We start from the raw sequence: 21,770 nt of genomic DNA on the forward strand, positions 1-21,770 counted from the left end.
TGACAGTAGAGCCCGAAGGGCGCACAGCCGGACGGGAGAAGAACCATGACGATCAACCAGACCGTGCCCGATACCGGGTTGGCGGCGGAGGCCACCGAGTTCGTACGCGAGGTCACCAGCGACCTGATCTACCATCACTCACGCCGTGTCTACTTCTTCGGCAGCCAGATGGGGCGGAGACGGGACCTGAGTTTCGACCCGGAGCTGCTCTACATCGGCGCGATGTTCCACGACCTGGGGCTCAACGAGGAGCATCGCGGCAGCGGGCGGCGCTTCGAGGTGGACGGCGCCGATGCCGCCCGCCGCTTCCTGCAGGAGCGCGGTGTGCCCGAAGACAGCGTCCGCCGGGTGTGGACGGCGATCGCCCTGCACACCACCCCCGGCATCCCCGAGTTCATGGAGCCGGAGGTGGCGCTGGTCACCGCGGGTGTGGAGTACGACGTGCTCGGCATCGGCTATCACGATCTCGACGACGCCCAGCGGGCCGAGATCACCGCCCTGCATCCACGGCCGGGTTTCAAAGAGGCGATCCTGCAGGCGTTCACCGAGGGAATCGCACCCAAGCCCGAGACCACGTTCGGCAACGTCAAGGCCGACGTTCTGGAGCGCTACGTGCCCGGCTACCGACGGGGGAACTTCGTCGACACGATTCTCGGCTCCCCCTGGCCGGAGTAGGTCCGCCGGAAAGCCGGTTCCCGGTCGTCGGCGGCTCCACGAATTGGTCATATTGGTCGGTGAGGTTCTGTTGGAGGATGCACATCACGCGGTCCTGAAGATCGGCCGGCTCATCGTGCCGGCGGGGTCGATCACGATGCCGATCACGCCGAGATCTCTGATCATGCTCCGCAGCGCGGGCTCACTCAGCCGGACCCAGTTCTGGTCGCTGCCCAGCACCTTCGTCAGCCGGAGCGGTGAGGTGAAGGCCACGGCCGTCTGCTTGCCCGCGGCCGTCCGGAACAGGCGTAGCGCCAGAGAGAACGAACTGCGGCGAACCGGCACATATAACGGATCTTCGAGCATGTCATGCCTTCCAGAGGACTCTACGAAGGCGACGTTAGATTCCACTCGACCAGCGGGAGCGCCATCGCTACGGAATTCCGACGCCGCGCCGCGGAAAGCTGACGCGGTGTTGACGGATCGCCGCGGTCACGTGCGGCGGCCCGGCGAGAGCGGCATCCGCAGGACGAAGCACGCTCCACCGCACGGGGACTCCTCGACGTGGAGGGTGCCGTGATGGGCGGAGGCGATGGCGCGAGCGACGGCCAGGCCGAGGCCGGCGCCTCCCCGGTCCCGGCTGCGGGCGGCGTCCAGCCGCACGAAGCGGTGAAAGATCCGCTCACGGTCGGCCAGGGGGATGCCCTCTCCGTCGTCGGCGACCGTCAACTCGGCGCCGTCCCCGACGCGGCACAGGACGATCCGTACCGCGCGGGCGGCGTGCCGCCGGGCGTTGTCGAGCAGGTTGCCGAGCATTTGCCTGATCTGATCGGGATCGCCGTCGACGATCACTCCTGGGTCGAGCCGGAGATAGACGTGGTGCCCGTCCACCTGCCGGGCGGCCTGCGCCCGGACCAGCTCCGTGAGGTTCACCCGCTCCACTGTCCGTGGGACGGCCCCCAGCCGGGTCAGGAAGAGCAGATCGGCGACGATGTCCTGCACCCGGTCGAGGTCACGCAGCATGTAGCCGAGGAGGTCGTCCAGATCGGTCTCGTCCGGATGCAGTTGCGCCTCCTCCAACCGCATGCGCAGTGCGGCGATGGGGGTGCGCAGCTCGTGCGAGGCGTCGGCGGCGAACTGCCGCTGTTTCTTGCAGGCGTGTTCGGCGCGATCGTCGGCCTCGCTCAGCCGTTCCAGTGTCCTGTTGACGGCCCGGGCGAGCCGGGCGATCTCCTCGTCCCCGCCTGCCTCGGAGACCCGGGTGCTCGATTCCCTGAGGTTGACGGCCTCCAGTTCGATACGGAGGGACGTCACCGCCCGCAGTGACCTCTCCCCCGCTCGCCGCGCCCTCCGGGCGGACGGAACCCCGAGCAGGAGGGCGTCGGCGGCCCGCCGGGCGCGGATCCTCCGCAGGCGGCCGACGAGTGCCCGTACGTGTTCGTTGCCGCCGCGAAAGGTCACTGTCATGACCGCGCTCCTGCTCACCACTGGTCGCACTGTCGGGAGTCGAGTTCGCGCCTCGCGGATGCGGGCCGTCGAGCGCGGTGCCGCCCGGCGTGATGTCGGCCCCCCACACCGGTGTGGTCGCGACCGCGCCGGGCGGTCGTCGGGTGATCCCGGCGAAGGACTGGACGATTTCGTCCAGCTTGTGACTATTTGCCACCGGTTGTCAAGGTTACTCGTCCGACGTGGCTCCCGGCGGGACCCGCGGCCGAAGGTGGGGTTTGTCGCACGGCCGATCGAAAGCCGAGAAGGGATTCCCCGAGGCTCATCGCATGCGGCGCGGCCACTGGCGCGAACGGCCCTCGCGGTCGCCCCTCACGATCGCCCGTCGGCTTGCCGGTCGACCAGGCGAAGGCGCAGGTCAAGGCTCCTTGTCATCAATTTGACACAGTCGAACGACTGACCCCAAAGTGGACCGAATCGTCCAAGTCTTCCTCGAAGGTGCCGGCCGTCCACGGGTGCGGCAGGAGAATGGTGAGACCGATGCCGTCTCTGCACTCGCTGCAGGCGCGCTACACCACAGCGGTGACGATGCTGTTGCTCCTGCTCACGGCCTTGGGCGGTGTGAGCCTGGACCTGGCGATCCGATACCGGATCGAGGACCAGGTGTTCTCCGCCGCCGAACAGGTCGCCACCCAGTGGACCGCGCAGGTGCGCGCCGGCGCGCTGCCCGATCCCGCCTCCGCCTCCGGCACTGTCAACCTCGTCCAACTGGTCAACGCCCACGGCATGGTCATGGTCGCCAGCCCGGCCGCGACGAAACGACCGCCGCTCAGCACCTTCCGGCCCGCACCCGGCAACCGGCTCCAGCAGCGCGTCGAGTGCCACCCCGGCGGCGGGCCGTGCGTCCTGCTCATGGCCGACCGCGTCTCACCGGCCCCCGACGCACCCGTCGTCTACGCCGGAACGGACGAACCACCCCTCCTCGCGACACACCGCCTCGAATACCTCATCACCGGAGCCACCCTCCTGATCGTCCTGACCGGCGGCCGCCTCATCTGGACCATCATCGACCGGGCGCTACGCCCGGCCGAACAGCAACGCCACCTCGCCTCCGTCACCTCCCACGAACTCAGGACACCCATCGCCGGACTACGCGTCCAACTGGAAGAAGCACTACTCCACCCCGACCACGTCGATCCCCGCGACACCATCCGCAAAGCCCTGACGGTCACCGGCCGCCTGGAGGCGATCGTCCAGGACGTGCTGACCATGACCCGGCTCCGCGGAGGCCAGCCGGCACCACACGAACCGATCAACCTCACCACACTGGCCTCCACCGAAACCGGCACACACTCCGACGACGCGCGGGTGACATTCCACACGACCGGAGACGTGTGGGTGCACGGCTCACGGATCCAACTGATCCGGCTGGTGGACAACCTCCTGACCAACGCCCGGCGGCACGCCAGGACCGGCGTCACGGTCCACGTCGAATCCACCGACGGCCAGGCCGTCGTCACGGTCACCGACGACGGCGACGGCATCGCACCCGCCGACCGCGAACGCATCTTCGAACGATTCACCCGCCTGGACGAAGGACGACGCCGCGACACCGGCGGCACCGGACTGGGACTCGCCATCTCCCGCGACATCGCCCACGCCCACCACGGCACCCTGGGAATCGAAGACTCCCCCCACGGAGCGCGCTTCGTCCTCCGGCTGCCACTCCTCGACCGGAACGCGATCGACGAGTGAGATCTCCCGCAGCCGGGCGCGGCGCTCCCCCGGAAGTGCTGCCGGAAATTCCTCTCACCGGCCTGCCCCCGAGCCTTCCCCGGGGCGTGCCGTGCTCGGACGACCACCGCTCGATCCGCGAGCCGGAGGAGGTTGCGATCTTTATGGGCAGCGAGAACGCGCCTGGACGGTCTGGCCATGAGGACACGTTCGGAGCCGAATGGGAGAGGCACCGGCCCGCGGTTTTCGGCGTGGCCTACCGGCTGCTCGGCGGCGTGGCCGATGCCGAGGACGTGACCCAGGACGTGTGGCTGCGGGCGGCCGGAACAGATCTGCAGGACATCGACGATCTGCGGGCCTGGCTGGTCACGGTGGCCGCCCGGCGGTCGTACGACATTCTCAAGAGTGCCCGTTTCCGCCGGGAGATCTATGTCGGGCCGTGGCTGCCGGAACCACTGCTGACGGGGCCGGACGCGTCCGAGCCGGTCCTCGTCGACGAGTCCGTCGCCTCGGCGATGCTCCTGATCATGGAGGAGCTGAGCCCACTGGAGCGGGTGGCCTTCGTCCTGCACGATGTCTTCGGCCTCGAGTTCGTCCGGATCGCCGAGGTGCTGGATGTCTCCGTGCCGGGCGCCCGGCAGTTGGCCTCGCGGGCGCGGCGGCGGGTGGCCGACGCGAAGCGGTCGTCGCCGCAGGCGTCGAAGGCGGAGCGTGCACGTGTGCTGGCGACCTTCCGCGCCGCCTACGAGGCCGGGGATCTGGCCGGCCTGATCAGGCTGCTGCACCCCGACGCCGTCTACGTCACCGATGGCGGCGGCAAGGTCGCCGCGATGCGCAAGCCCGTCCGCGGTGGTGAACGTGTCGCCGAGGTGATGGTGCGCGTGGGCCGCCGGTGGCGTCCGGACCGCATCGACCTCGTCGAGGTCGGCGGCGAGCTCGCCCTCGTGTGCCACCGGGAGGACCGTGTCTTCTCCGTGGACACGCTGCAGATCGCAGCCGGTCTGATCACCGCGTACCGCAGGGTCATCAACCCGGACAAACTTTCTCATGTCTGAGCTGTCACAACCCGGGGGGCCACCTCGTCTCCCTGATGAGAGCTCTGATGAGAGCTCTGACAGGACAGACGGACGAACGCTCGCCGGCCTGTCCGAGCGGACCGGCAGGAAGCAGATCATCCGCGCTCGCTCCGTGAGCCACACAAGCCCATCGATTCACCGAAGAGACGAACAGCCGAGGAGGCGATTCCCATGAAAGCGATCGTGGTGACGGACCAGGCCGCGGGAACGGCCGGGATGACGCTGGTGGAGCGGCCCGAGCCGCCGGCGGCGATCAACGACGTCATCGTCGAGGTCCATGCGTCGGGATTCGTCCCGACCGAGACGGAGTGGCCCTCGACCTGGACCGATCGCCGCGACCGTGACCGGACACCGTCGATCCCCGGGCACGAGATGGCCGGAGTGGTCACCGCCCTCGGCTATGGCACGACGGGGCTGTCGGTCGGACAACGGGTGTTCGGCCTCACGGACTGGCATCGCGACGGCACCCTGGCGGAGTATGCGGCCGTCGAGGCACGCAACCTCGCGCCGCTCCCGGGCGACGTCGACTTCACGGTGGGCGCGAGCCTGCCGATCTCGGGGCTGACCGCATGGCAGGGACTGTTCGACCACGGCCGCCTTCGGGCGGGGCAGAGCGTCCTCGTGCATGGGGCGGCCGGCGCAGTAGGGTCGATGGTGACGCAACTCGCGCGGGAGTTCGGCGCGTACGTCATCGGCACCGGACGCGCTGCCGACCGGCAGAAGGCGCTCGACTTCGGCGCGCAGGAGTTCGTCGACCTCGGTAACGACGCGCTGGAGGACGTCGGCGGCGTCGACCTGGTGTTCGACGTCATCGGCGGAGACATCCAGAGGCGATCCGCGGGTCTGATCCGGGCCGGAGGAACGCTGGTGACCGTCGTCGGGCCGCCCGAGGCGCGGCCCGCGGACGGCCTGGCGGTCGACTTCGTCGTCGAGGCCGACCGTGCCCAACTGGGTGAGGTCGTCCAGCGGGTGCGTGACGGACGGCTGCGGACGAACATCGGCTACATCGCGACCCTCGACGACGCCGTCGCCGCCCTCAACCCGACCGAGCGACGCAAGGGGAAGACGATCATCCGCGTTCGTCCATGAGGACTCGGGGTGAGGGGGACCGCCATGACAGCCGGTGACCTGCGCCGACTCCCACGACCTGCTGCACCGCAACGCCGACGGAAGCCCGATCTCCCGGGAGGACTGCCCGCTTTCGGGCGCGTTCTCCGAGGGGGTGTACGTCCGCAGCGAGGAGTCGTGGTTCACTCGCGGGTCCGGCGGCCTGGTCCCCCTGGGCGTGATGGTGGCTCCGCTCCCGTTGGGCGGGGAGGAGGACAGGGGCTCGGTGGTCCTGTTCTACGACCTGTGGCGGCACAAGGCCGTGGAGCAGAAGCAGGCGGCCGCCCTTGCGGCAATGGAGAAGCTGACCGACCGGATGTCGCTGATGGCCGAGACCAGCACCGTGCTGGCCTCCACGCCGCAGGTCGATGAGGCCCCGCGGTGCTGCTGGGCCCCGAGGATCTGGCCGAGCGAATAGACCCGGAGAAGGAGCGCAGCGTCCTGCGGCGGCGGCCGTACAAGGAGCTGGGCGCCCATTCGGCCATCGTCGCGCCGCTGCGCACACCGCGCCGGGTGCTGGGTGCGCTCACCCTGGCCCGGTGCGTCGCCTGAAAACGATCATCGATGACCTGCTGGTGCTGGCTCGGCTCCGTGCCGGTGACCCGGCGGCGTACGAGCCGATCGACGTCGGCGCGCTGGTGACGGAGGAGGCGGCGGCTCTGACGGGCGGCGTCCCGGTCCACGTCGACGCCGACCGCGATGTGCGCGTTCTGGGCAACCGGATCCAGTTGATCCGGGTCATCGACAACCTCCTGGTCAACGCCCGGCGGCATGCCGACACAGCGGTCGAGGTCACCGTGCGACGAGCGGAGGGCGCTGCCGTCATCACCGTGCAGGACGACGGCGCCGGAATCGCGCCGCAGGACCGGGAGCGCGTCTTCGAGCCCTTCGTCCGGCTGGACGACGGCCGGCGCAGGGAGCCCGGAGGCAGCGGGCTGGGCCTGTCCATCTCGCGCGACATCGCCCACGCCCACAACGGGACCCTCACGACCGAAGACTCATCGCGTGGTGCCCGGTTCGTGCTCCGGCTTCCCATCACGGACCGGCGTCCGCCGGCCCCCGGCACCCCCGGTTCCGCGCCTGATCGGCCGGTCACCCAGGGGGATTCACGGGTAGAGGAAGCGTAGCGAGCGGCGTCGCGGACACGGCCCGGCCGCGTGATCGTCGCCGTAGGAGTGATCGGGGCGGCCTCGACACCGACGGTGCGGCATGACCTGACGCTTGGCGTTGGCTGAAGTTTCGAGTCCCACATCGAGCCATACAAGCGACGTGTTAGGCGATGATTCGATGAAAATCCACCGCATCAGAAAAACAATGCACAGCGTGGGGATCTCCACCATCCGGTATGGACTGGTGATCAACCTTCTGGAGATCGGGCGAATAAAATTCGAAGACTACGAGGTGGAGAACATTCGCCCCCTGGTGACCTCAAGCCCCCCGCTCGCGTGGCTTATCGCCAGGCTGGGGGAGAAGAACGTCGCCAGACTGCTCGGCGTCACCGAAATCGTGCTGGGCTCGCTGATCGGCGCGAAACCGATTGCGCCGAGAGCGTCGGCCCTCGGCAGCCTCGCCGCCGTCGGCATGTTCGCCACCACCCTCAGCTTCCTGGCCACGACGCCCGAGGCGTGGCAAGAGACACGCGGGGAGCCGAAGCTGTCGCTCGCGGGGCAGTTCCTGGTGAAGGACGTCGTGCTTCTCGGAGCCTCCCTGCTGACGGCGGCGGACGCCCTGCACGCCGCCGAGCGCCGGTAGCGGCCGGCCCGGTTCCGATTCCCGCGGGTATAAATTTGACATTATGCCTGGTCGAGGATCGGGAGAAGATCCTCCGCGACGTACCGCGCGCGGCGCGGCCACTCGCGAACGCATCATCGCGACCGCTGCGGACCTGATGCACAGGCAAGGGGTCACGGCGACAACCCTCGATCAGGTGGTGGACACCTGCGGCGTCAGCAAATCACAGCTGTATCACTACTTTCCCGACAAAGAGGCGCTGGTCGCCGAAGTGATCGCGACGCAGGCGAACCGCGTGCTCTCCGCTCAGAAGCAGCTGCTTGAGCAGCTGCACACGATGCAGGAGCTCGACAAGTGGCGTGACGCGCTGGTCTCAGGCCTGAGCGAGCGCGGCTACCGATGTCCGATCGGCTCACTGGCCAACGAGCTCGCCGGCCGCTGCGATACCGCTCGCCGTACGCTGGCGGGCGCCTTCGGCACGTGGACAGGCGATATGGCGAGCACCTTCGCCCGCCTCCAGGACAGCGGTGAACTGAGCTCCGAGGTCGCCGCGGAGGACCTCGCCCTGGAGGTGGTCGCGGCGCTGCAGGGCGGATATCTGCTCGCGGAGACCATGCAGGACGAACAGCCCTTCGTGCTCGCCCTCGACATGGCGCTGGGCTGGGTCAAGGCTCACGCGAGGGCGGATCACCAGAAACGACCGGATCGTCCGGGTTGAGGGATCCGATGTCCTGACAGGCGCCCGGCTCGTTCTCCGCCGGCCGCAGCCGGTAGCCGGCCCGCTGGTAACGCCGGCCCGTGCACACGTCGCGAGCGCGCGCGGGTAGGGCTCCGGGCTACGTGCGCGCGTCGGAACGCACGATCGTCCCGAGGACCTCGTTGAACGCCTCCGTCGACGTCGGGTGGGTGTAGACGGCGTCGCGGAGTTCGGCCGCCTTGACGCCGTGCCGCATGGCGAGCGCGACGGTGTTGATGAGCTCCTGCGCGTCAACGCTCAACAGCACGGCGCCGAGGATCTCGTCGGTGTCGGCGTCGATGACGAACTTCATGAGCCCGCGGGTCTCCTCGACGATGTACGCGCGAGGCATCGCGACGATGTCGGCGACGGCCTCGCTTGCGATCTTCACACGGTGTCCCGCCTCGCGGGCCTCCTTCTCGGTGAGCCCTACCGCCGCCAGCGGTGGGGTCATGAACACGGTGTGGGGAATCGCGACACGGTCGGCCGTCGAGCGCCTGCCCTCACCGATCAGCTGGTCGAGGACGATGCGGCTGTCATCGAGGGACAGATAGGTGTGCTGCCGCCCACCGCGTACATCGCCGAGGGCGTAGATGTGCGGCCGGCTCGTGCGCAGGTGCTCGTCGACCTCGATCGCCCCTCGCTCGGTGGTGCGGACACCGGCGGCGTCCAGCCCGAGGCCTCGCGTCACGGGCGCGCGGCCGCTGGCCGCGAGGACGGCGTCGGTCTCCAGGGTGTGCTCCCGGCCGTCCTTCTCGTAAGTGACGATCGTGACGGCGTCGCGGTCGCGTACCTCGGTGACGCGCGCACCCGTGATGATCTCGACGCCCTCGTTCCGGAGGATGTCGGCCACGACGGCGGCGGCCTCGTCGTCCTCACGCCCCAGGATCCTCGCAGCGGCTTCGAACACCGTGACCTGTGAGCCGAACCTGCGGTAGATCGAGGCGAACTCGACGCCCTGGTATCCGCCGCCCAGGATCGTCAGCCGCTCGGGCAGGGTCGTCGTCTGGATCAGATCCGTGCTGGTCAGCGTGCGCTTGCTCGCGCGCAAGCCGGGGATGTCCGGGATGATGGGCTCGGCGCCTGTGTTGATCAGGATCGTTTCGGCGGTGATCGTGAGACGATCGCCGCCCGCTGTGACGCCGACGGTGTGCGGGTCGATGAAAGCGGCGTGACCGGTGACGACCGTCACGTTGTCGGCGCTGTTCAGGGAGTCGAAGTTGCCGGCGCGGAACGTCGAGGTCAGCGCCTGAACCTCTCTCACCGCATGCTCGTAATGCTCCTGCGGAGAGTCGCTCATCCGGGGTTTGCCCGCGTGATGGACGAGCGCCTTCGTCGGCACGCAGCCGATGTTGGGGCAGGTGCCGCCGTACATGCGGTTCGACTGCTCGACGAGTATCACGCGTCGGCCGAGACGGCCCATTTTCGCGGCCACGGTCTTGCCGCCCTTGCCGAAGCCGATGACGAGAACATCAGCGTGGGCAGTGTTCTCCCTGGTGTCCATGGTTCTCCCCCGGTGTTCAGGGTGTCAGTCTCCGATGTCCGCGACTCAGCGATGGACGTGCCCGCGTACGGGGAGGGTGAAGCGCCGAGCACGTGCGGCTTGAGGAACGCGTGATCTTCGCCTCGGGCGAGCGGAGCGCTTGGTCTTCCCGCCTTTACCGCGATTTTCCGGCCCGTGCGCGCCATCGACGTCTTCTCCGGGTATCGGGCGCTGATGAGCACCACACCCATCGCCGACCTCGCGTTGGTGTCCGATCGTCATTCCGCCGGCCTCATCAGCCGGGACGGATCGGCCGAGTGGTTGTGTTTCCCCCGCTTCGACGGGCCGTCCGTCTTCGCCCGCCTGCTGGACGACGAGGCTGGGCACTGGGCGATCCGCCCGGCCGTCCCGTACGAGACGACGCGCCGCTACGTACCGCGGACGATGGTGCTGGAGACCACCTTCCACACCGGGAGCGGCACGGTCGTTCTCACCGACGCCCTGCTCACCGGACCGGACGACGGCGGCCACCGGCTCGGCGTCGGTGTGCCGCACCTGCTCGCGCGGCGGGTGTCCGGCCTCGGCGGCGAGGTGCCGATGGAGATCGAATACCGGCCCCGGCCGGAGTACGGCCTGATCCACCCGATCCTGTCCGTCGTCGACGGCGGCGTGACCGCCCGCGGCGGCGCCGAGTGGCTTGTGCTGACCACGCCGGTTTCCCTCGGCATCGGCGACTGCAGCGGATACGGCGTGTTCACGGTGCGCGAGGGCGAGACACGGCACTTCGGGCTGCACCGCTCGACGCTGGAGGAGGCTCCCGCGCGGGTGTGGGACCAGGCGGAACTGGCGGCCCGGCTGGACCACACGATCGCCGCCTGGCAGTCGTGGTCCAGCCTCCACCAGGCTTATGACGGCCCATGGTGCGACCTGGTGCACCACAGCGGGCGGGTGCTGCAGGCGCTGTCCTTCCAGCCCAGCGGCGCGATCGTCGCGGCCGCCACGACGTCGCTGCCCGAATGGGCCGGCGGCGAGCGCAACTGGGACTACCGGTACACGTGGGTGCGGGACGCGTCGCTGACCATGGGCGCCCTGTGGGTCGCGGCCTGCCCCGACGAGGCGAGCGACTTCTTCGCCTTCCTCACCACCGCGGCCCCGTCCCTGGGCAAGGACCGCGCGCTGCAGATCATGTTCAGCGTCTGCGGCGAGCACGACCTGAGCGAGCGCACCCTTCCGCACCTGCGCGGCTGGCGCGGCAGCCGCCCGGTACGCGTCGGAAACGACGCGTGGAACCAGCGGCAGATCGACGTGTACGGCGAGCTGCTCGACGCGGCCGCGCGCCTCGAACCCCAGATCGTCGACATCGACGACGACGTCCGGCGCTTCCTCATCGCCTGTGCCGACACCGCTGCCGAGCGCTGGACGGAAAAGGACCAGGGCATCTGGGAGGTGCGCGGAGAGCCGCGCGACTTCCTGTACTCCAAGCTCATGTGCTGGGTGGCGCTGGACCGCGGCATCGCCCTCGTCGGCCTCCTGCGCGCCCAGGATCGTGTGGAGTCCTGGCGGCGGACCCGCGCCGAGATCCGCGACACTCTGCTGCGCGAGGGCTGGAACGACCGGGTGGGGGCGTTCACGCAGTCGTTCGGCTCGGACGAGCTGGACGCCAGCGCCCTCATGGTGCCGATCATCGGCTTCCTGCCCGCCGACGACCCGCGCGTGCTGGCCACGATCGACGCGGTCGCGGACCGGCTCACCGACGACCACGGCCTGGTCTACCGCTACCACACCGAGGGCGGCGTCGACGGCCTCGCCGGCGAGGAGGGCGCCTTCCTGCTGTGCTCGTTCTGGCTGGCGCAGGCGCTCGCCATGTCCGGGCAGGTCGGCCGGGCCAAGGAGGCATTCGAGCGAGCCGCCGCGTACGCCAACGACGTGGGCCTGCTGTCGGAGGAGATCGACCCCGGGAGCGGCGAACTGCTCGGCAACTTCCCGCAGGCGTTCAGCCACATCGGGCTCATCAACGCCGCCTGGGCCATCGACGAGGCCGAACGAACCGCACCGGCCGGCGGGGCGGCCGGCGCGGACCGCGGGAAAGGCGGTGGGCAGGTGGCGTGAGGTCACCGCCGAGTTCGCCGGCGTCCTCAGCTCCACGATCAAGCCCACCCTTTCGGTGGTCCTCGTGCCGTACCCGCGCGTCGTGCTCCGCCACCGAATCCGCCATGCCGGCCGGCCCCGGTGATGAGTTGTCGCGCCCGCACCCGTCACACCTACGACGGGACACGACAAGGCGGAAGGATGACGTGATGAGTGCGGACACGCGGCTGGAGGAGCTGGGCGTGAGCGGTCTGGGCGAGGTCGGCGAGCCGGAGTTTTCGGGGCTGGCGGAGCGGCACCGGCGGGAGCTGCACGTGCACTGCTACCGGATGCTCGGGTCGTTCGAGGACGCCGAGGACACCGTGCAGGAGACGTTCCTCCGCGCCTGGCGGCGGCGGGAGACCTTCGAGGGGCGGTCGACGTTCCGGGCCTGGCTGTACCGGATCGCCACCAACGCCTGCCTGGACCTGCTCGCCAAGTGCCGGCCGGAGCCGGCGACCGGCGGTGAGGTGCTGTGGCTGCAGCCCTACCCGGACCGGCTGCTCGACGAGCTGCCCGCGGGCGAGGCGGACGAGCCGGAGACCGTCGCCGTCGCGCGGGAGACGATCGAGCTGGCGTACCTGGTCGCAGTCCAGCACCTCGCGCCGCGCCCGCGGGCCGTGCTGATCCTGCGGGACGTGCTCGGCTGGCCGGCGAAGGACGTCGCGGAGGCCCTCGGGGACTCCGTCAACTCGGTGAACAGCGCGCTGCAGCGGGCCCGCGCCGGCATGCGGGAGCACCTGCCCGCCGAGCGGCAGGACTGGACCGGCGGCGAGGAGGACGCCGGGACGCGCGAGCTGGTGCGCCGCTTCACCGACGCCAGCGTGGCCACGGACATCGACAGGCTCGCCGCACTGCTACGGGACGACGTCCGCTGCTCGATGCCGCCCACCCCGGGCCTGTGCGTCGGCCGCTACGCGGTGGTGAACGACTGGGTCGAGGACGGCTTCGGTCGCCTGAAGAACCTGCGCGCCGTCCCCACCTCGGTGAACCGGCAGCCCGCCGTCGCCTTCTACCTCTGGCGGGAGCGGGAGGGCGCGTACCTGCCGCTGACGGTCGACGTCCTGCGCATCACCGGCGGGGCGATCACCGAGATCGTCATCTTCCACGACGACCGGTTCCCGCGGCTCGGGCTGCCGGAGCGCCTGCCGGCGTACGGCACGGAGTAAACGGCATGGAGTAGACGCGGAGTGGTCCCAGTGCGGCTGAAGCGTCTGCCGGCCGCCGCCGGTGTCATCCCGCAGAAGCGGATCGCCGGGGGTGTTCCGCGACGAACTGGAGTCGGACAGGCGGGATACGCCCGGTCAGATGCGTCGGTACGGCAACAGCCGTAACAAGTTCGGCGGAACCGTAGTTTGATCGGCCAGTTGGATGCCACCTTGGTGTACTTCCTGGCCACGTTGATTCTCCGGTGGGCCAGACACGAACCGATCGGCTGGAGGTGCTTTGAACAGCGACGGAATGTTCCACATCGACGAGTCCGGTCGCCTTCTCGCGATGCGTCTGGCGCCGTACGAAGCCGAAGAGGTGCTTCAGGCATTATTGGCCACTCATCCGGATCTTCTAGCGGGCGGGCAGATGACACCAGGCGACCCTCGTCGCTGGCTGCTCATCCGGCGGGAGGCCGGCGTTCCGGACCGTGACGGAGGTGGTGGACGCTGGAGTCTCGATCACCTCTTCGTCGACCAAGACGGCATCCCCACCTTGGTCGAGGTCAAGCGCGCCAGTGATAGCCGCATCCGCCGCGAGGTCGTCGGCCAGATGCTCGACTATGCCGCCAACGGCGTCCTCTACTGGCCCGTGCCCAACCTGCAGGCGCTGTTTGAGCAGACCCAGCGCGAGTCCGGCCATGACCCTCAAGATATGGTCGCGCAGCTCTGCGGGGACGACACGGTCACCGTGGAGACCTTCTTCGCCAAGGTGGGCGACAACCTGCGAGCAGGCAAGATTCGCATGGTTTTCGTCGCCGACGCCATACCTGATGATCTCCGCCGCATCGTGGAGTTCCTCAACGAGCAAATGAATCCCGCAGAAGTCCTCGCGGTAGAGGTCAAGCAGTACGTCGCCGAGGGCCACGGATTGCGAACACTCGCCCCGGCTGTGTACGGACGCACCGCAGCCGCCTCCGCCAAGTCATCCATTGCACAGCCAAGCCTGCGGGAGCTTCGCGACAAGGCCGACGAAGACGTCCGCGCGCTCTGGACTCTGCTCGAGCAGTGGGCTGACAAGGAGGGACGGCTGCTGACCAACACCGCTGCGGGCGTAATCGTCTCTGGCCGAAACGACCTGCGTATCGCCCAGCTCTATCCAAAGAATCGAGCGCTGTGCATCAACCTTGACCCGCTTCGGGGACGGGGACGCGAGGAACTCGCCGAAGCCTGCCTGGCGACCTTGCGCACGCTGACGAACAAGCCGCTGACATCGGCTTATCCGTTCTTTCCCGCACACGATGCCGTAGCCAAGTGGGACGACGTCGTCAAGCTCCTGGATCAACTTGCCACTGTGTAAGGCGTCGGGAACGCATCCCGATCGAAAAGCGCTCGCACTTGGCACCGAACTGTGCTCCAGGGCCCTTCAGCACTCCTCCGCAGTGCAAGCCCGTACGGCCGAAAATCGCTTGCCTCGCCTGGCGGATTCAGGAAACGTTCGTATCCATGCTGCTCTGACGAACAACACCCCGCTACATCGAGATACCACGGCGCCGACTCGCGCTGTAATGCCGCCCATTCATAACCTGTTCAGTAGAGAGCGTCTTTGTCTCAGCAACGCAGTCGGCAGGAGTTTCTGCCGCCGTCCGTCCCGGCCACGGGGTCGGCCACCGTCGCCGTGTTCGCCTCCCCCACCAGTTGGATCGAGTCCGATGCCGTCGCCCAGTGCCACCAGGTGGCCGCCCTCGACGGAATGACGCACGTCGCCGCCATGCCGGACCTGCACCCTGGCAAAGGCGCCCCGATCGGCGCCGCCATGGCGTCGACCAGGCTGTACCCGTTCCTGGTGGGCTCCGACATCGGTTGCGGCATCGCCGTGTTCCCCGTCAAGCTCAAGCGCGCCGTACCCGAGAAACTCGCCGCCCGGTTCCCCGATCTGGATCGCGCGTTGCACCCCGAGGAGGATGCCGACGACTCGGCCTGGGGCGTTGTAAAGGGCGATATTCCCGCTGGTCACGTCGAAGGCCTCGGGACGGTCGGCCGAGGCAACCACTTCGTCGAGCTGGCGCGCATCGGAACCGTCTTCGAGCCGGGCCACGCGAGCCGTCTCGGACTCGCCACCAACGACCTGGTCCTCATCGTCCACAGCGGTTCCCGAGGGCTGGGCGAACGCATCCTCCGAGCCCACACCGCAGTCCACGGCGCGGGCCCCGCCCCTGATCCCGGCGCCTACCTGGCGATGCATGACGACGCCGTACGCTGGGGAGCGCTCAACCGGCGACTGCTGGCCGCCCGGGTCGCCCACGCGCTGGGGACCGAGCCCACCGAGCCGATCCTCGACCAGTGCCACAACCTGGTCGAGGTCCGCGACGAGATCTACCTGCACCGCAAGGGGGCGGCGCCGGGCGACGGCCGCGACGTGCTCATCGCCGGTACGCGAGGCACCCCTTCCTACTTGGTGGCCGGCCACGCCGGGCCGGACGCCAACCATTCCGTGGCGCACGGAGCGGGCCGGAAGATGTCCCGTGCGGACGCCCTGCGCCGGGGCCGGGCCAAGCACACGGTCGAAGAGCTACGCCGCACACCGATGGGGTCGCTGGTGGTGTGCGGCGACCGCCAACTCCTCTTCGAGGAGGCACCAACGGCCTACAAGCGCATCGAGCAAGTCATCGCCGACCTCGTCGACCACGACTTGGCCACGCCCGTGGCCACCACCATCCCCCTGGTCACCTACAAGACACCCGACCTCGGGTCCACACCCCAAACAAACCACCGGGACCACCGCCGCAAGCGAGGCCGGCCGTGAGCGTTCACCTGCTCCTGTAAGCCGGGCGCGGCCCACAGGAGTGTGCCTGGGCGCCGGCCCAACTGCTCGATCTCGGGCGCGGAGCCGCTCATCGGCGTCATGGCAGACAGATCTCCAACCCGGGATGGGGACGAAATCGCCACCTTTGCGCTAGTTGCACGCCAGCCTTCGGCCCGTATCGTCCCCATGAGTGATCTCGTCTGCGCGAGAAGGGACCGGCATGTCCGACGATGCGGTGCGACGCGTTTTCCGATCAGTCGATTCGTTCGATCCTGACGAGTTCGGACGATTGCTGGCCGAGGATGCCACGATGGTCTTCGGAAACGCCGAACCGCTTGTGGGACGTGAGGCCATCGTCGCCGGACTCCGAAAGTTCTACTCCACCATCGGCGGCCTGCAGCATCGGATCGTCCGGAACTGGCAGGTGGACGCCGACGTCATCGCCGAGACCGAGGTGACCTACCGGAGGCTCGACGGCAAGGACGCGAGCGCCGTGGCCGTATCGATCTGGCGCACCCGTGACGATGGCCTGATCTCGGACTACCGCATATTCGTCGATCTCGCCCCCGTCTACGCGGTCTAGTAGTGCTCCAGGGACACTTCGCCGTCCTCGTGGTTGAGGTGGCATGAGAACGGCACCGGAGCACTGGACGATCGCTCGCTCACCGGGACACACCCTGCGCCGTTGACTCGGCACCGTGCAGGTACTCGTCGAGGCGGCCACGGACGTGGTTCCGGGCGCGTGCCAAGGCGGCCGTCGCCGAGAGCTCGTCGAGTCCGAGTGCCTGCGCCGAGTCGGCAAGCGCGTAGCCCTGTAGATCGACGAGCGCGAGAAGCTCGCCGAACGGCTCGGGCAGTTCGCCGAGCGCCTTGTCGAGCAGGTCGTACACCTCCTCGGTCTCGTCGGCTTCCTCCGGGCCGAGGATCTCTGCACTGCCGGGCCACTGGTTCGGGCTGCCGGCCCACCCGTCGATCCTGTCCTCACCCGGGTAGAGATCCGGGTAGAAGAGCTCGGGCTCATCGGCATCGCTGTTGAGGTCGTCGAGTGAGTCCGCTCGGGCTCGGGCGGCCGCGTCGACCTCGACGGCGGGCGTCGAGCGGCCGTCCAGCCGCACTTGGGCATCGCTGAGTGCGTGCATGATTTTGGTCAGCTCGGCGATCCCTCGCGGGCGGGAATCTCTGCGTTGCAGCGCAAGGCCCACTTCCAGGGATCGCTGGGCGAGGTCCTCGGCGTTCGCGGGGTCAAGCAGTTCGGCACGCGCGAGGAGAGCGCTTCGCAAGGCCCCGGCGTCCGTCGCCGGAGGCTCTTCCGCCACCGGCATCGCGTCGTCGGCCAGATCGTTCTGGACGCCGCCGGCACCAGAGCGCCGTCCAAGGAGCTCGCGGGTCGTGGCGATCTGTGAGACGTACGACGCGCAGTCCGGGCAGTCAGCCAGATGGGCGGTCAACGAACTCTGAAGGTGTTCGGGTGCCAGTCCGAGATCGCCGCCGAATCGCACCACGTCGGAACATCTGCCATCAGTCATTGAGGTCACCTTCTCGGTTCGCCTGGTCGCACCACGACAGGGCCGGCCAGGGGCATTGATCGACGGCGCGTCACTCTCGGCGGCTTTGGTCTATATAGTCCAAGTTCCATAATCTAACACGCTCACGGCGGCCCTCTCTCGTAGTTTATCGGGGCGAGAGACTGCGGCTGCGGTCACCGCCGACGCCCGGGAGCGGGTGCGCGCGACGGGCCGCGTGCGCTTTGACACCGGTTGCAGCGGAACCTTAAGTTGGACGAAAGGGTCCACTTATAGGACGGCTTCCGCCATCGACCCGACCGTGAGACGCCCACCACTAGAGACCGTTGGGTCTGGAAGAGAGCACAGGGTGACAATCTCGCGTGGCTTCTTCGGCCATCACGACCCGCGCGCCGCCGATCTGCCGCCCGGCCAGCATCTGACGCACGGATTCCCCGTGCTGACGGCTGGGCCGACGCAGCTGATCTCGACGGAGAAGTGGAGCTTCACGATCACGCCGGAGAGCGGCGAGCCGAGGCGGTGGAGTTGGGACGAGATGATGGCCCTGCCCGCTGAGGAGATCACCGTCGACATCCACTGCGTGACCCGGTGGACGAAACTCGGGACCCGTTGGCGGGGCGTCGCGCTCGACACCTTCTTCGAGGACATCGAGACCTCCTACGAATACGCGATGGTGCGTTCGTACGGGGGCTACACCACGAACCTCCCCTTGGAGGACCTGCTCGGGGGCAAGGCCTGGATCGCGTACGAGTACGAAGGAGAGCCGCTTCACATCGAGCACGGTGGACCGGCCAGGCTACTGGTGCCGCATCTCTACTTCTGGAAGTCCGCGAAGTGGGTGAACGGCATCACGATGCAGCGCTTCGACGAGCCGGGCTTCTGGGAAGGCTTCGGCTATCACAACTACGGCGACCCGTGGCGCGAGGAGCGGCACGCCGGTGACTGACACGAACACGACCGAGGGCCCGGCCGGGAGCTCCGTAGAAGCCACTCCGCCGGCAGGGAATCACTGGCGCAGGGCAACGCTCATCGGTGTGCGCTCGCAGTCCTGGCATTCCCGGACACTTGCACTACACGTCCCCGGCTGGACCGGACATCTGCCCGGTCAGCACGTAGACATACGTCTCACCGCCCCGGACGGCTACTCGGCCCAGCGGAGCTACTCGTTGGCCGAGCCCGCCACGCCCGACCGCGTCGCGGTCACCGTCGACCTCCTGCCCCACGGCGAGGTCTCGCCGTACCTGGCGGAGATCATGGAGATCGGTGACGAGCTCGACGTGCGCGGGCCCATCGGTGGATGGTTCGTCTGGGAGCCGGGGGACCCGTCCATCGGGGACGGCCCGGTGCTGCTGATCGCCGGTGGATCAGGGGTGGTACCGCTGGTCACCATGCTGCGCGCCCGGAAGCGGGCGGGGGACTCGACGCCGACGATGCTCGTGTATTCGCTTCGCGGCCCTCGCGACCTCATGTACGGGCCCGAGCTGGAAGAGATGTCGGCCGATCCGTCCAGGCCGGGGTCCGCCGACGTGCGCCTCGTCTACACGCGCAAGGTCCCCGACGGGCATCCCCGTCCCGCCTCACACCTCGCGGCCGAGGACATCCAGCCTCCGTCCGCGTGGCCGGAGCCGTTGGCGGCCCGGGTCTACGTGTGCGGCCCCTCTGGCTTCGTCGACCACGCCACAGGCCTGCTCCGCAGGGTGGGATACCCCGACGATCGCATACGCACGGAACGATTCGGACCGACAGGAGTTGAACGATGACCTCGGATTTCCCGACCCCGGCCGCGCCCGACGGCGACGCGGAGTCCGCCGCGGTCTTGGACGGCAACGCCGCCGCCGGCGAGTTCTCCGGGATCCTCGCAAGTGACCCGACCGACGTCAGTGTCCGCTGCGGCAGCTGCGGCGTCGCACAGGCATTCGGACAGCTGCAGGCCTACATGGGCGGGCCGGGAACCGTGCTGCGCTGTCGCGAGTGTGCGGCGATGGTCGCCCGAGTGGCCCGGACGCCTCGGGGGACGTGGCTCGACATCTCCGGCTCCAGCTCGTGGTTGTTCTCACCCACTCCGGGTATCGCCTGACCGCGACCGCCCAGGCCAACGGATCGATGAGGGGAAACGGAAATGAAGGCAGTGGTCGGGGAGACGGTCGTGGCCGAGGCCGCGAACGATACGGTGGTCAGGATAGAGGGGAATGTCTACTTCCCTCCGGACTCAGTCGTGGCCGGCGCACTCCGCGACAGCCCGACGCCCTACACCTGTCCCTGGAAGGGGAAGGCGCAGTATCACGACGTCCTGGCCGGCGAGACGGTGCTCAGGGACGGGGCGTGGTCCTACCCGCGCATCAAGGAGTCGGCGGCGGCCCGTGTAGGACGCGACTTCAGTGGCTATGTCGCTTTCGATGGGCGCCAGGTGCAGATCGAGACCTGACCGATCACGGACCCACCAACTGTGGACGAACGAGGCGAGAAGAGAGCATGACGCGATCACCGGCCGCCGTCGAGGTGCGCAAGGATGAGACCACCCGCCTTTACGAGGCACTGATCGATGGCCAGGTCGTCGGCAGTCTGGCCTACGAGACGACCGGCGGACGGATCTCCCTCACCCACTCCTACGTGGACCACGACCACCGGCATCGAGGCGTCGCTTCGGCACTCGCGCGCTACGCGCTTGAAGATCTGAGCCGGAGTCAGAGCAAGGCGGGGGTCTACTGCGGGTTCGTTGCCGAGTACGTCGAAGACCACCCCGAGTGGAAGGACGTCGTCGACGTCAACCGCTCGGCCTTCATCGCCACGCGCACCGCGCGAGACACGAACAGCGGGCGGTGACGCGATGGATGATCCGCAGGTCACCCGTCGAGCCTGAGCCCTTCGTCACTCGACTCTGATCCGTCTCTCGTGGCTGTCGCAGCGACTTCGGCCGCATCCCGGGACCGTTCGGCGATGAGCTCAACGTTCGGACAGGCTCTCGATGTGCGCAAGTGCCATGTCGATCGCTGTCGCCATCGGGGTGACATCGTGCGCGGTCTGGGCCAGCATGTACCCGCCCTGGAGGGCGGCCATGAGCCCGGTCGCGAGCTGGTCTGCCGACGCCTCGGGCGACAGCGCACCACCGTCTTGAAGCCGTCGCAACACGCCTGCCAGGAGTCCCTGCCATTCGGTGAACAACCGGGACAGGGCTTGGCGGGCGAGAGCGTCGTGATCGGATACCTCGGAGGCCAGCGAGCCGAGAGCGCAGCCGTAGGCGCCATGCCGAAGGGCATTGCTCTGGACCAACGTGTCCCGCCAGCGTCGCAGGCCCCGGATCGTCGAGACATGGCCGAGGGCGTCGCGCTCGCGCTCGATGACGCGTTCTCCCACGTTGTCGATGACGGCCCGCACGAGCGCGTCCTTGCCGTCGAAGTGGTGGTACAGCTGCGACTTGCTCACGCCGCTCGCCGCCAGCACGTCATCGAGGGTGGTAGCCCGGACTCCTTTTACGTACATCAGGTCGGTCGCGGCGGCGACGATCCTTGTCCGCGTCTTTGCACCGCGCGCCGTCAGGCGTCTGCCATTGTGCGAGTCAGCGGTCGTCATCACGCTTTTATGTTACCGATCAGGCTACTCGTTCCCGTCCTTGCGGGGCTGTCGTCCTCGGCTGCCGTAAAAGGCGCAAGGGCGAGGTCAAGCGCGGCGTTGAGCGGCCAAGGGTCTTTTGCGATCCGGCTCAGGGTGCTGCCCCCGTGCAGCGCCGCAAGAATCAGCATCGCAGTCTTCTGGGCGTCGACATCGGCCCTCCGAGTCCGGCCTGAGGAGGAGTCTGTGTCGCCCGTCGTGCCGGACCGCAGCAACCGGTCCACCGTCTCGGCGATGAGCTCGCGCCACCGATCAAGGAAGTCGGCTCGCTCAGGGACGTCACCTGTATGTCTCAGCGCGAACTCGTACGGCGACAGCGGGGTCATGAGCTCCTCGACGACCCGGCGGCGCCAACTGGCCAGCTTCGCCCCGTCGGTGACTCCGGCCAGACATGCGCTCTCGCGGGCCAAAACTTCCGTGAAGTGCGTCCTCATCAATCCTCCCGGCCAGTCGACACCACTCACGCATCCCGCCGCTTTATCGGACTATTTAGTCCACTTTATCTCCGGTGTCGCGATGCTCGAATCCGCAGACAAGGGGGGCGCTGGTCATCGGAAACGCTCGCCGGGGCGTTCTCGGCGTGTGCCGGG

At 68.4% G+C, this 21,770-nt stretch carries 26 protein-coding genes; 20 read left to right on the plus strand and 6 right to left on the minus strand.

The features are described from left to right. Positions 1-45 precede the first annotated feature (45 nt). Complete coding sequence (locus ACGFIB_RS09000) at positions 46-675, plus strand: HD domain-containing protein (RefSeq protein ID WP_393369814.1); 630 nt, start codon at positions 46-48, stop codon at positions 673-675. An 84-nt stretch (positions 676-759) separates the two neighbouring features. Here ACGFIB_RS09000 and ACGFIB_RS09005 read toward each other — a convergent pair whose 3' ends face one another. After that, complete coding sequence (locus ACGFIB_RS09005; protein WP_393369817.1) at positions 760-1,020, minus strand: SAV_915 family protein; 261 nt, start codon at positions 1,018-1,020, stop codon at positions 760-762. Positions 1,021-1,146: 126 nt separating this feature from the next. Next, positions 1,147-2,121 carry a sensor histidine kinase gene (locus tag ACGFIB_RS09010; protein ID WP_142576142.1) on the minus strand — a complete coding sequence of 325 codons (975 nt, stop codon included), beginning with the start codon at positions 2,119-2,121 and terminating at the stop codon, positions 1,147-1,149. A gap of 519 nt (positions 2,122-2,640) precedes the next feature. Between ACGFIB_RS09010 and ACGFIB_RS09015 the strand changes: the two genes are divergently transcribed. The 8 genes from ACGFIB_RS09015 to ACGFIB_RS09050 all read left to right on the plus strand — a co-directional run bounded on the left by ACGFIB_RS09015 (position 2,641) and on the right by ACGFIB_RS09050 (position 8,466). Beyond that, positions 2,641-3,855 carry a sensor histidine kinase gene (locus tag ACGFIB_RS09015; RefSeq protein WP_393369821.1) on the plus strand — a complete coding sequence of 405 codons (1,215 nt, stop codon included), beginning with the start codon at positions 2,641-2,643 and terminating at the stop codon, positions 3,853-3,855. 143 nt (positions 3,856-3,998) lie between these two features. Beyond that, entirely contained in the window at positions 3,999-4,889 is an 891-nt protein-coding gene (gene sigJ, locus ACGFIB_RS09020; protein WP_393369824.1) for an RNA polymerase sigma factor SigJ, read from the plus strand. Positions 4,890-5,081: 192 nt separating this feature from the next. Continuing rightward, on the plus strand, positions 5,082-5,999 hold the full coding sequence (locus ACGFIB_RS09025) for an NADP-dependent oxidoreductase (RefSeq protein WP_393369827.1): 918 nt from the start codon (positions 5,082-5,084) through the stop codon (positions 5,997-5,999). A 34-nt stretch (positions 6,000-6,033) separates the two neighbouring features. After that, complete coding sequence (locus ACGFIB_RS09030) at positions 6,034-6,435, plus strand: hypothetical protein (protein ID WP_393369829.1); 402 nt, start codon at positions 6,034-6,036, stop codon at positions 6,433-6,435. Next, positions 6,399-6,569, plus strand: a complete 171-nt coding sequence (locus ACGFIB_RS09035; protein ID WP_393369831.1) for a hypothetical protein — start codon at positions 6,399-6,401, stop codon at positions 6,567-6,569. The genes ACGFIB_RS09030 and ACGFIB_RS09035 overlap by 37 nt, the downstream gene beginning before the upstream one ends. Beyond that, positions 6,557-7,144: a sensor histidine kinase gene (locus tag ACGFIB_RS09040; RefSeq protein ID WP_393369833.1), complete on the plus strand. Its 588-nt coding sequence runs from the start codon at positions 6,557-6,559 to the stop codon at positions 7,142-7,144. Before ACGFIB_RS09035 ends, ACGFIB_RS09040 begins: the two co-directional genes overlap by 13 nt. Positions 7,145-7,304: 160 nt before the next feature. Beyond that, a complete protein-coding gene (locus tag ACGFIB_RS09045; RefSeq protein WP_142573324.1) occupies positions 7,305-7,769 on the plus strand; it encodes a YkgB family protein in 465 nt (154 codons plus the stop codon). Between the two features lie 43 nt (positions 7,770-7,812). Further along, complete coding sequence (locus tag ACGFIB_RS09050) at positions 7,813-8,466, plus strand: TetR/AcrR family transcriptional regulator (RefSeq protein ID WP_357238377.1); 654 nt, start codon at positions 7,813-7,815, stop codon at positions 8,464-8,466. A gap of 118 nt (positions 8,467-8,584) precedes the next feature. Here the strand turns inward: ACGFIB_RS09050 and ACGFIB_RS09055 are convergent, their stop codons facing one another. Continuing rightward, positions 8,585-9,988, minus strand: coding sequence for an FAD-dependent oxidoreductase (locus ACGFIB_RS09055; RefSeq protein WP_142573328.1), 1,404 nt, complete (start codon positions 9,986-9,988; stop codon positions 8,585-8,587). Between the two features lie 174 nt (positions 9,989-10,162). Between ACGFIB_RS09055 and ACGFIB_RS09060 the strand changes: the two genes are divergently transcribed. The 6 genes from ACGFIB_RS09060 to ACGFIB_RS09085 all read left to right on the plus strand — a co-directional run bounded on the left by ACGFIB_RS09060 (position 10,163) and on the right by ACGFIB_RS09085 (position 16,631). Continuing rightward, the gene (locus ACGFIB_RS09060) at positions 10,163-12,076 is read left to right on the plus strand and encodes a glycoside hydrolase family 15 protein (RefSeq protein ID WP_393369837.1); all 1,914 of its coding nucleotides are present in this window, start codon (positions 10,163-10,165) and stop codon (positions 12,074-12,076) included. Next, on the plus strand, positions 12,060-12,200 hold the full coding sequence (locus tag ACGFIB_RS09065) for a hypothetical protein (protein WP_393369840.1): 141 nt from the start codon (positions 12,060-12,062) through the stop codon (positions 12,198-12,200). The genes ACGFIB_RS09060 and ACGFIB_RS09065 overlap by 17 nt, the downstream gene beginning before the upstream one ends. A gap of 64 nt (positions 12,201-12,264) precedes the next feature. Then, entirely contained in the window at positions 12,265-13,263 is a 999-nt protein-coding gene (locus tag ACGFIB_RS09070) for an RNA polymerase subunit sigma-70 (protein WP_393369843.1), read from the plus strand. 277 nt (positions 13,264-13,540) lie between these two features. Next, positions 13,541-14,602: a PDDEXK family nuclease gene (locus ACGFIB_RS09075; protein ID WP_393369845.1), complete on the plus strand. Its 1,062-nt coding sequence runs from the start codon at positions 13,541-13,543 to the stop codon at positions 14,600-14,602. A gap of 246 nt (positions 14,603-14,848) precedes the next feature. Beyond that, positions 14,849-16,048 (plus strand): RNA ligase RtcB family protein, encoded by a 1,200-nt coding sequence (locus ACGFIB_RS09080; protein ID WP_393369848.1) that lies wholly within the window; start codon positions 14,849-14,851, stop codon positions 16,046-16,048. Between the two features lie 220 nt (positions 16,049-16,268). Continuing rightward, entirely contained in the window at positions 16,269-16,631 is a 363-nt protein-coding gene (locus tag ACGFIB_RS09085; RefSeq protein WP_393369851.1) for a nuclear transport factor 2 family protein, read from the plus strand. Positions 16,632-16,710: 79 nt separating this feature from the next. Here the strand turns inward: ACGFIB_RS09085 and ACGFIB_RS09090 are convergent, their stop codons facing one another. Beyond that, the gene (locus ACGFIB_RS09090) at positions 16,711-17,574 is read right to left on the minus strand and encodes an RNA polymerase sigma factor (RefSeq protein WP_393369853.1); all 864 of its coding nucleotides are present in this window, start codon (positions 17,572-17,574) and stop codon (positions 16,711-16,713) included. Between the two features lie 346 nt (positions 17,575-17,920). Here ACGFIB_RS09090 and ACGFIB_RS09095 point away from each other — a divergent pair, with 346 nt between their 5' ends. From ACGFIB_RS09095 to ACGFIB_RS09115, 5 genes are all read left to right on the plus strand, one after another. Continuing rightward, positions 17,921-18,517 (plus strand): sulfite oxidase-like oxidoreductase, encoded by a 597-nt coding sequence (locus tag ACGFIB_RS09095; protein ID WP_357020807.1) that lies wholly within the window; start codon positions 17,921-17,923, stop codon positions 18,515-18,517. A gap of 88 nt (positions 18,518-18,605) precedes the next feature. Continuing rightward, positions 18,606-19,331 (plus strand): FAD-binding oxidoreductase, encoded by a 726-nt coding sequence (locus tag ACGFIB_RS09100; protein ID WP_393369857.1) that lies wholly within the window; start codon positions 18,606-18,608, stop codon positions 19,329-19,331. Further along, positions 19,328-19,648, plus strand: coding sequence for a DUF6510 family protein (locus ACGFIB_RS09105; protein ID WP_393369860.1), 321 nt, complete (start codon positions 19,328-19,330; stop codon positions 19,646-19,648). The genes ACGFIB_RS09100 and ACGFIB_RS09105 overlap by 4 nt, the downstream gene beginning before the upstream one ends. 42 nt (positions 19,649-19,690) lie before the next feature. After that, entirely contained in the window at positions 19,691-19,996 is a 306-nt protein-coding gene (locus ACGFIB_RS09110; RefSeq protein WP_142573338.1) for a DUF427 domain-containing protein, read from the plus strand. Positions 19,997-20,043: 47 nt separating this feature from the next. After that, complete coding sequence (locus ACGFIB_RS09115) at positions 20,044-20,394, plus strand: GNAT family N-acetyltransferase (protein WP_393369864.1); 351 nt, start codon at positions 20,044-20,046, stop codon at positions 20,392-20,394. A gap of 120 nt (positions 20,395-20,514) precedes the next feature. On the opposite strand, the gene ACGFIB_RS09120 is transcribed toward ACGFIB_RS09115, so the two are convergent. Together ACGFIB_RS09120 and ACGFIB_RS09125 are read right to left on the minus strand one after the other, a co-directional pair. Further along, complete coding sequence (locus tag ACGFIB_RS09120) at positions 20,515-21,141, minus strand: TetR/AcrR family transcriptional regulator (protein WP_393370053.1); 627 nt, start codon at positions 21,139-21,141, stop codon at positions 20,515-20,517. Further along, the gene (locus tag ACGFIB_RS09125) at positions 21,141-21,614 is read right to left on the minus strand and encodes a hypothetical protein (protein ID WP_393369867.1); all 474 of its coding nucleotides are present in this window, start codon (positions 21,612-21,614) and stop codon (positions 21,141-21,143) included. The genes ACGFIB_RS09120 and ACGFIB_RS09125 overlap by 1 nt, the downstream gene beginning before the upstream one ends. Positions 21,615-21,770: the final 156 nt, after the last annotated feature.

This window comes from Microbispora bryophytorum (assembly GCF_043197435.1).
Classification (GTDB): Bacteria; Actinomycetota; Actinomycetes; order Streptosporangiales; family Streptosporangiaceae; genus Microbispora; species Microbispora bryophytorum.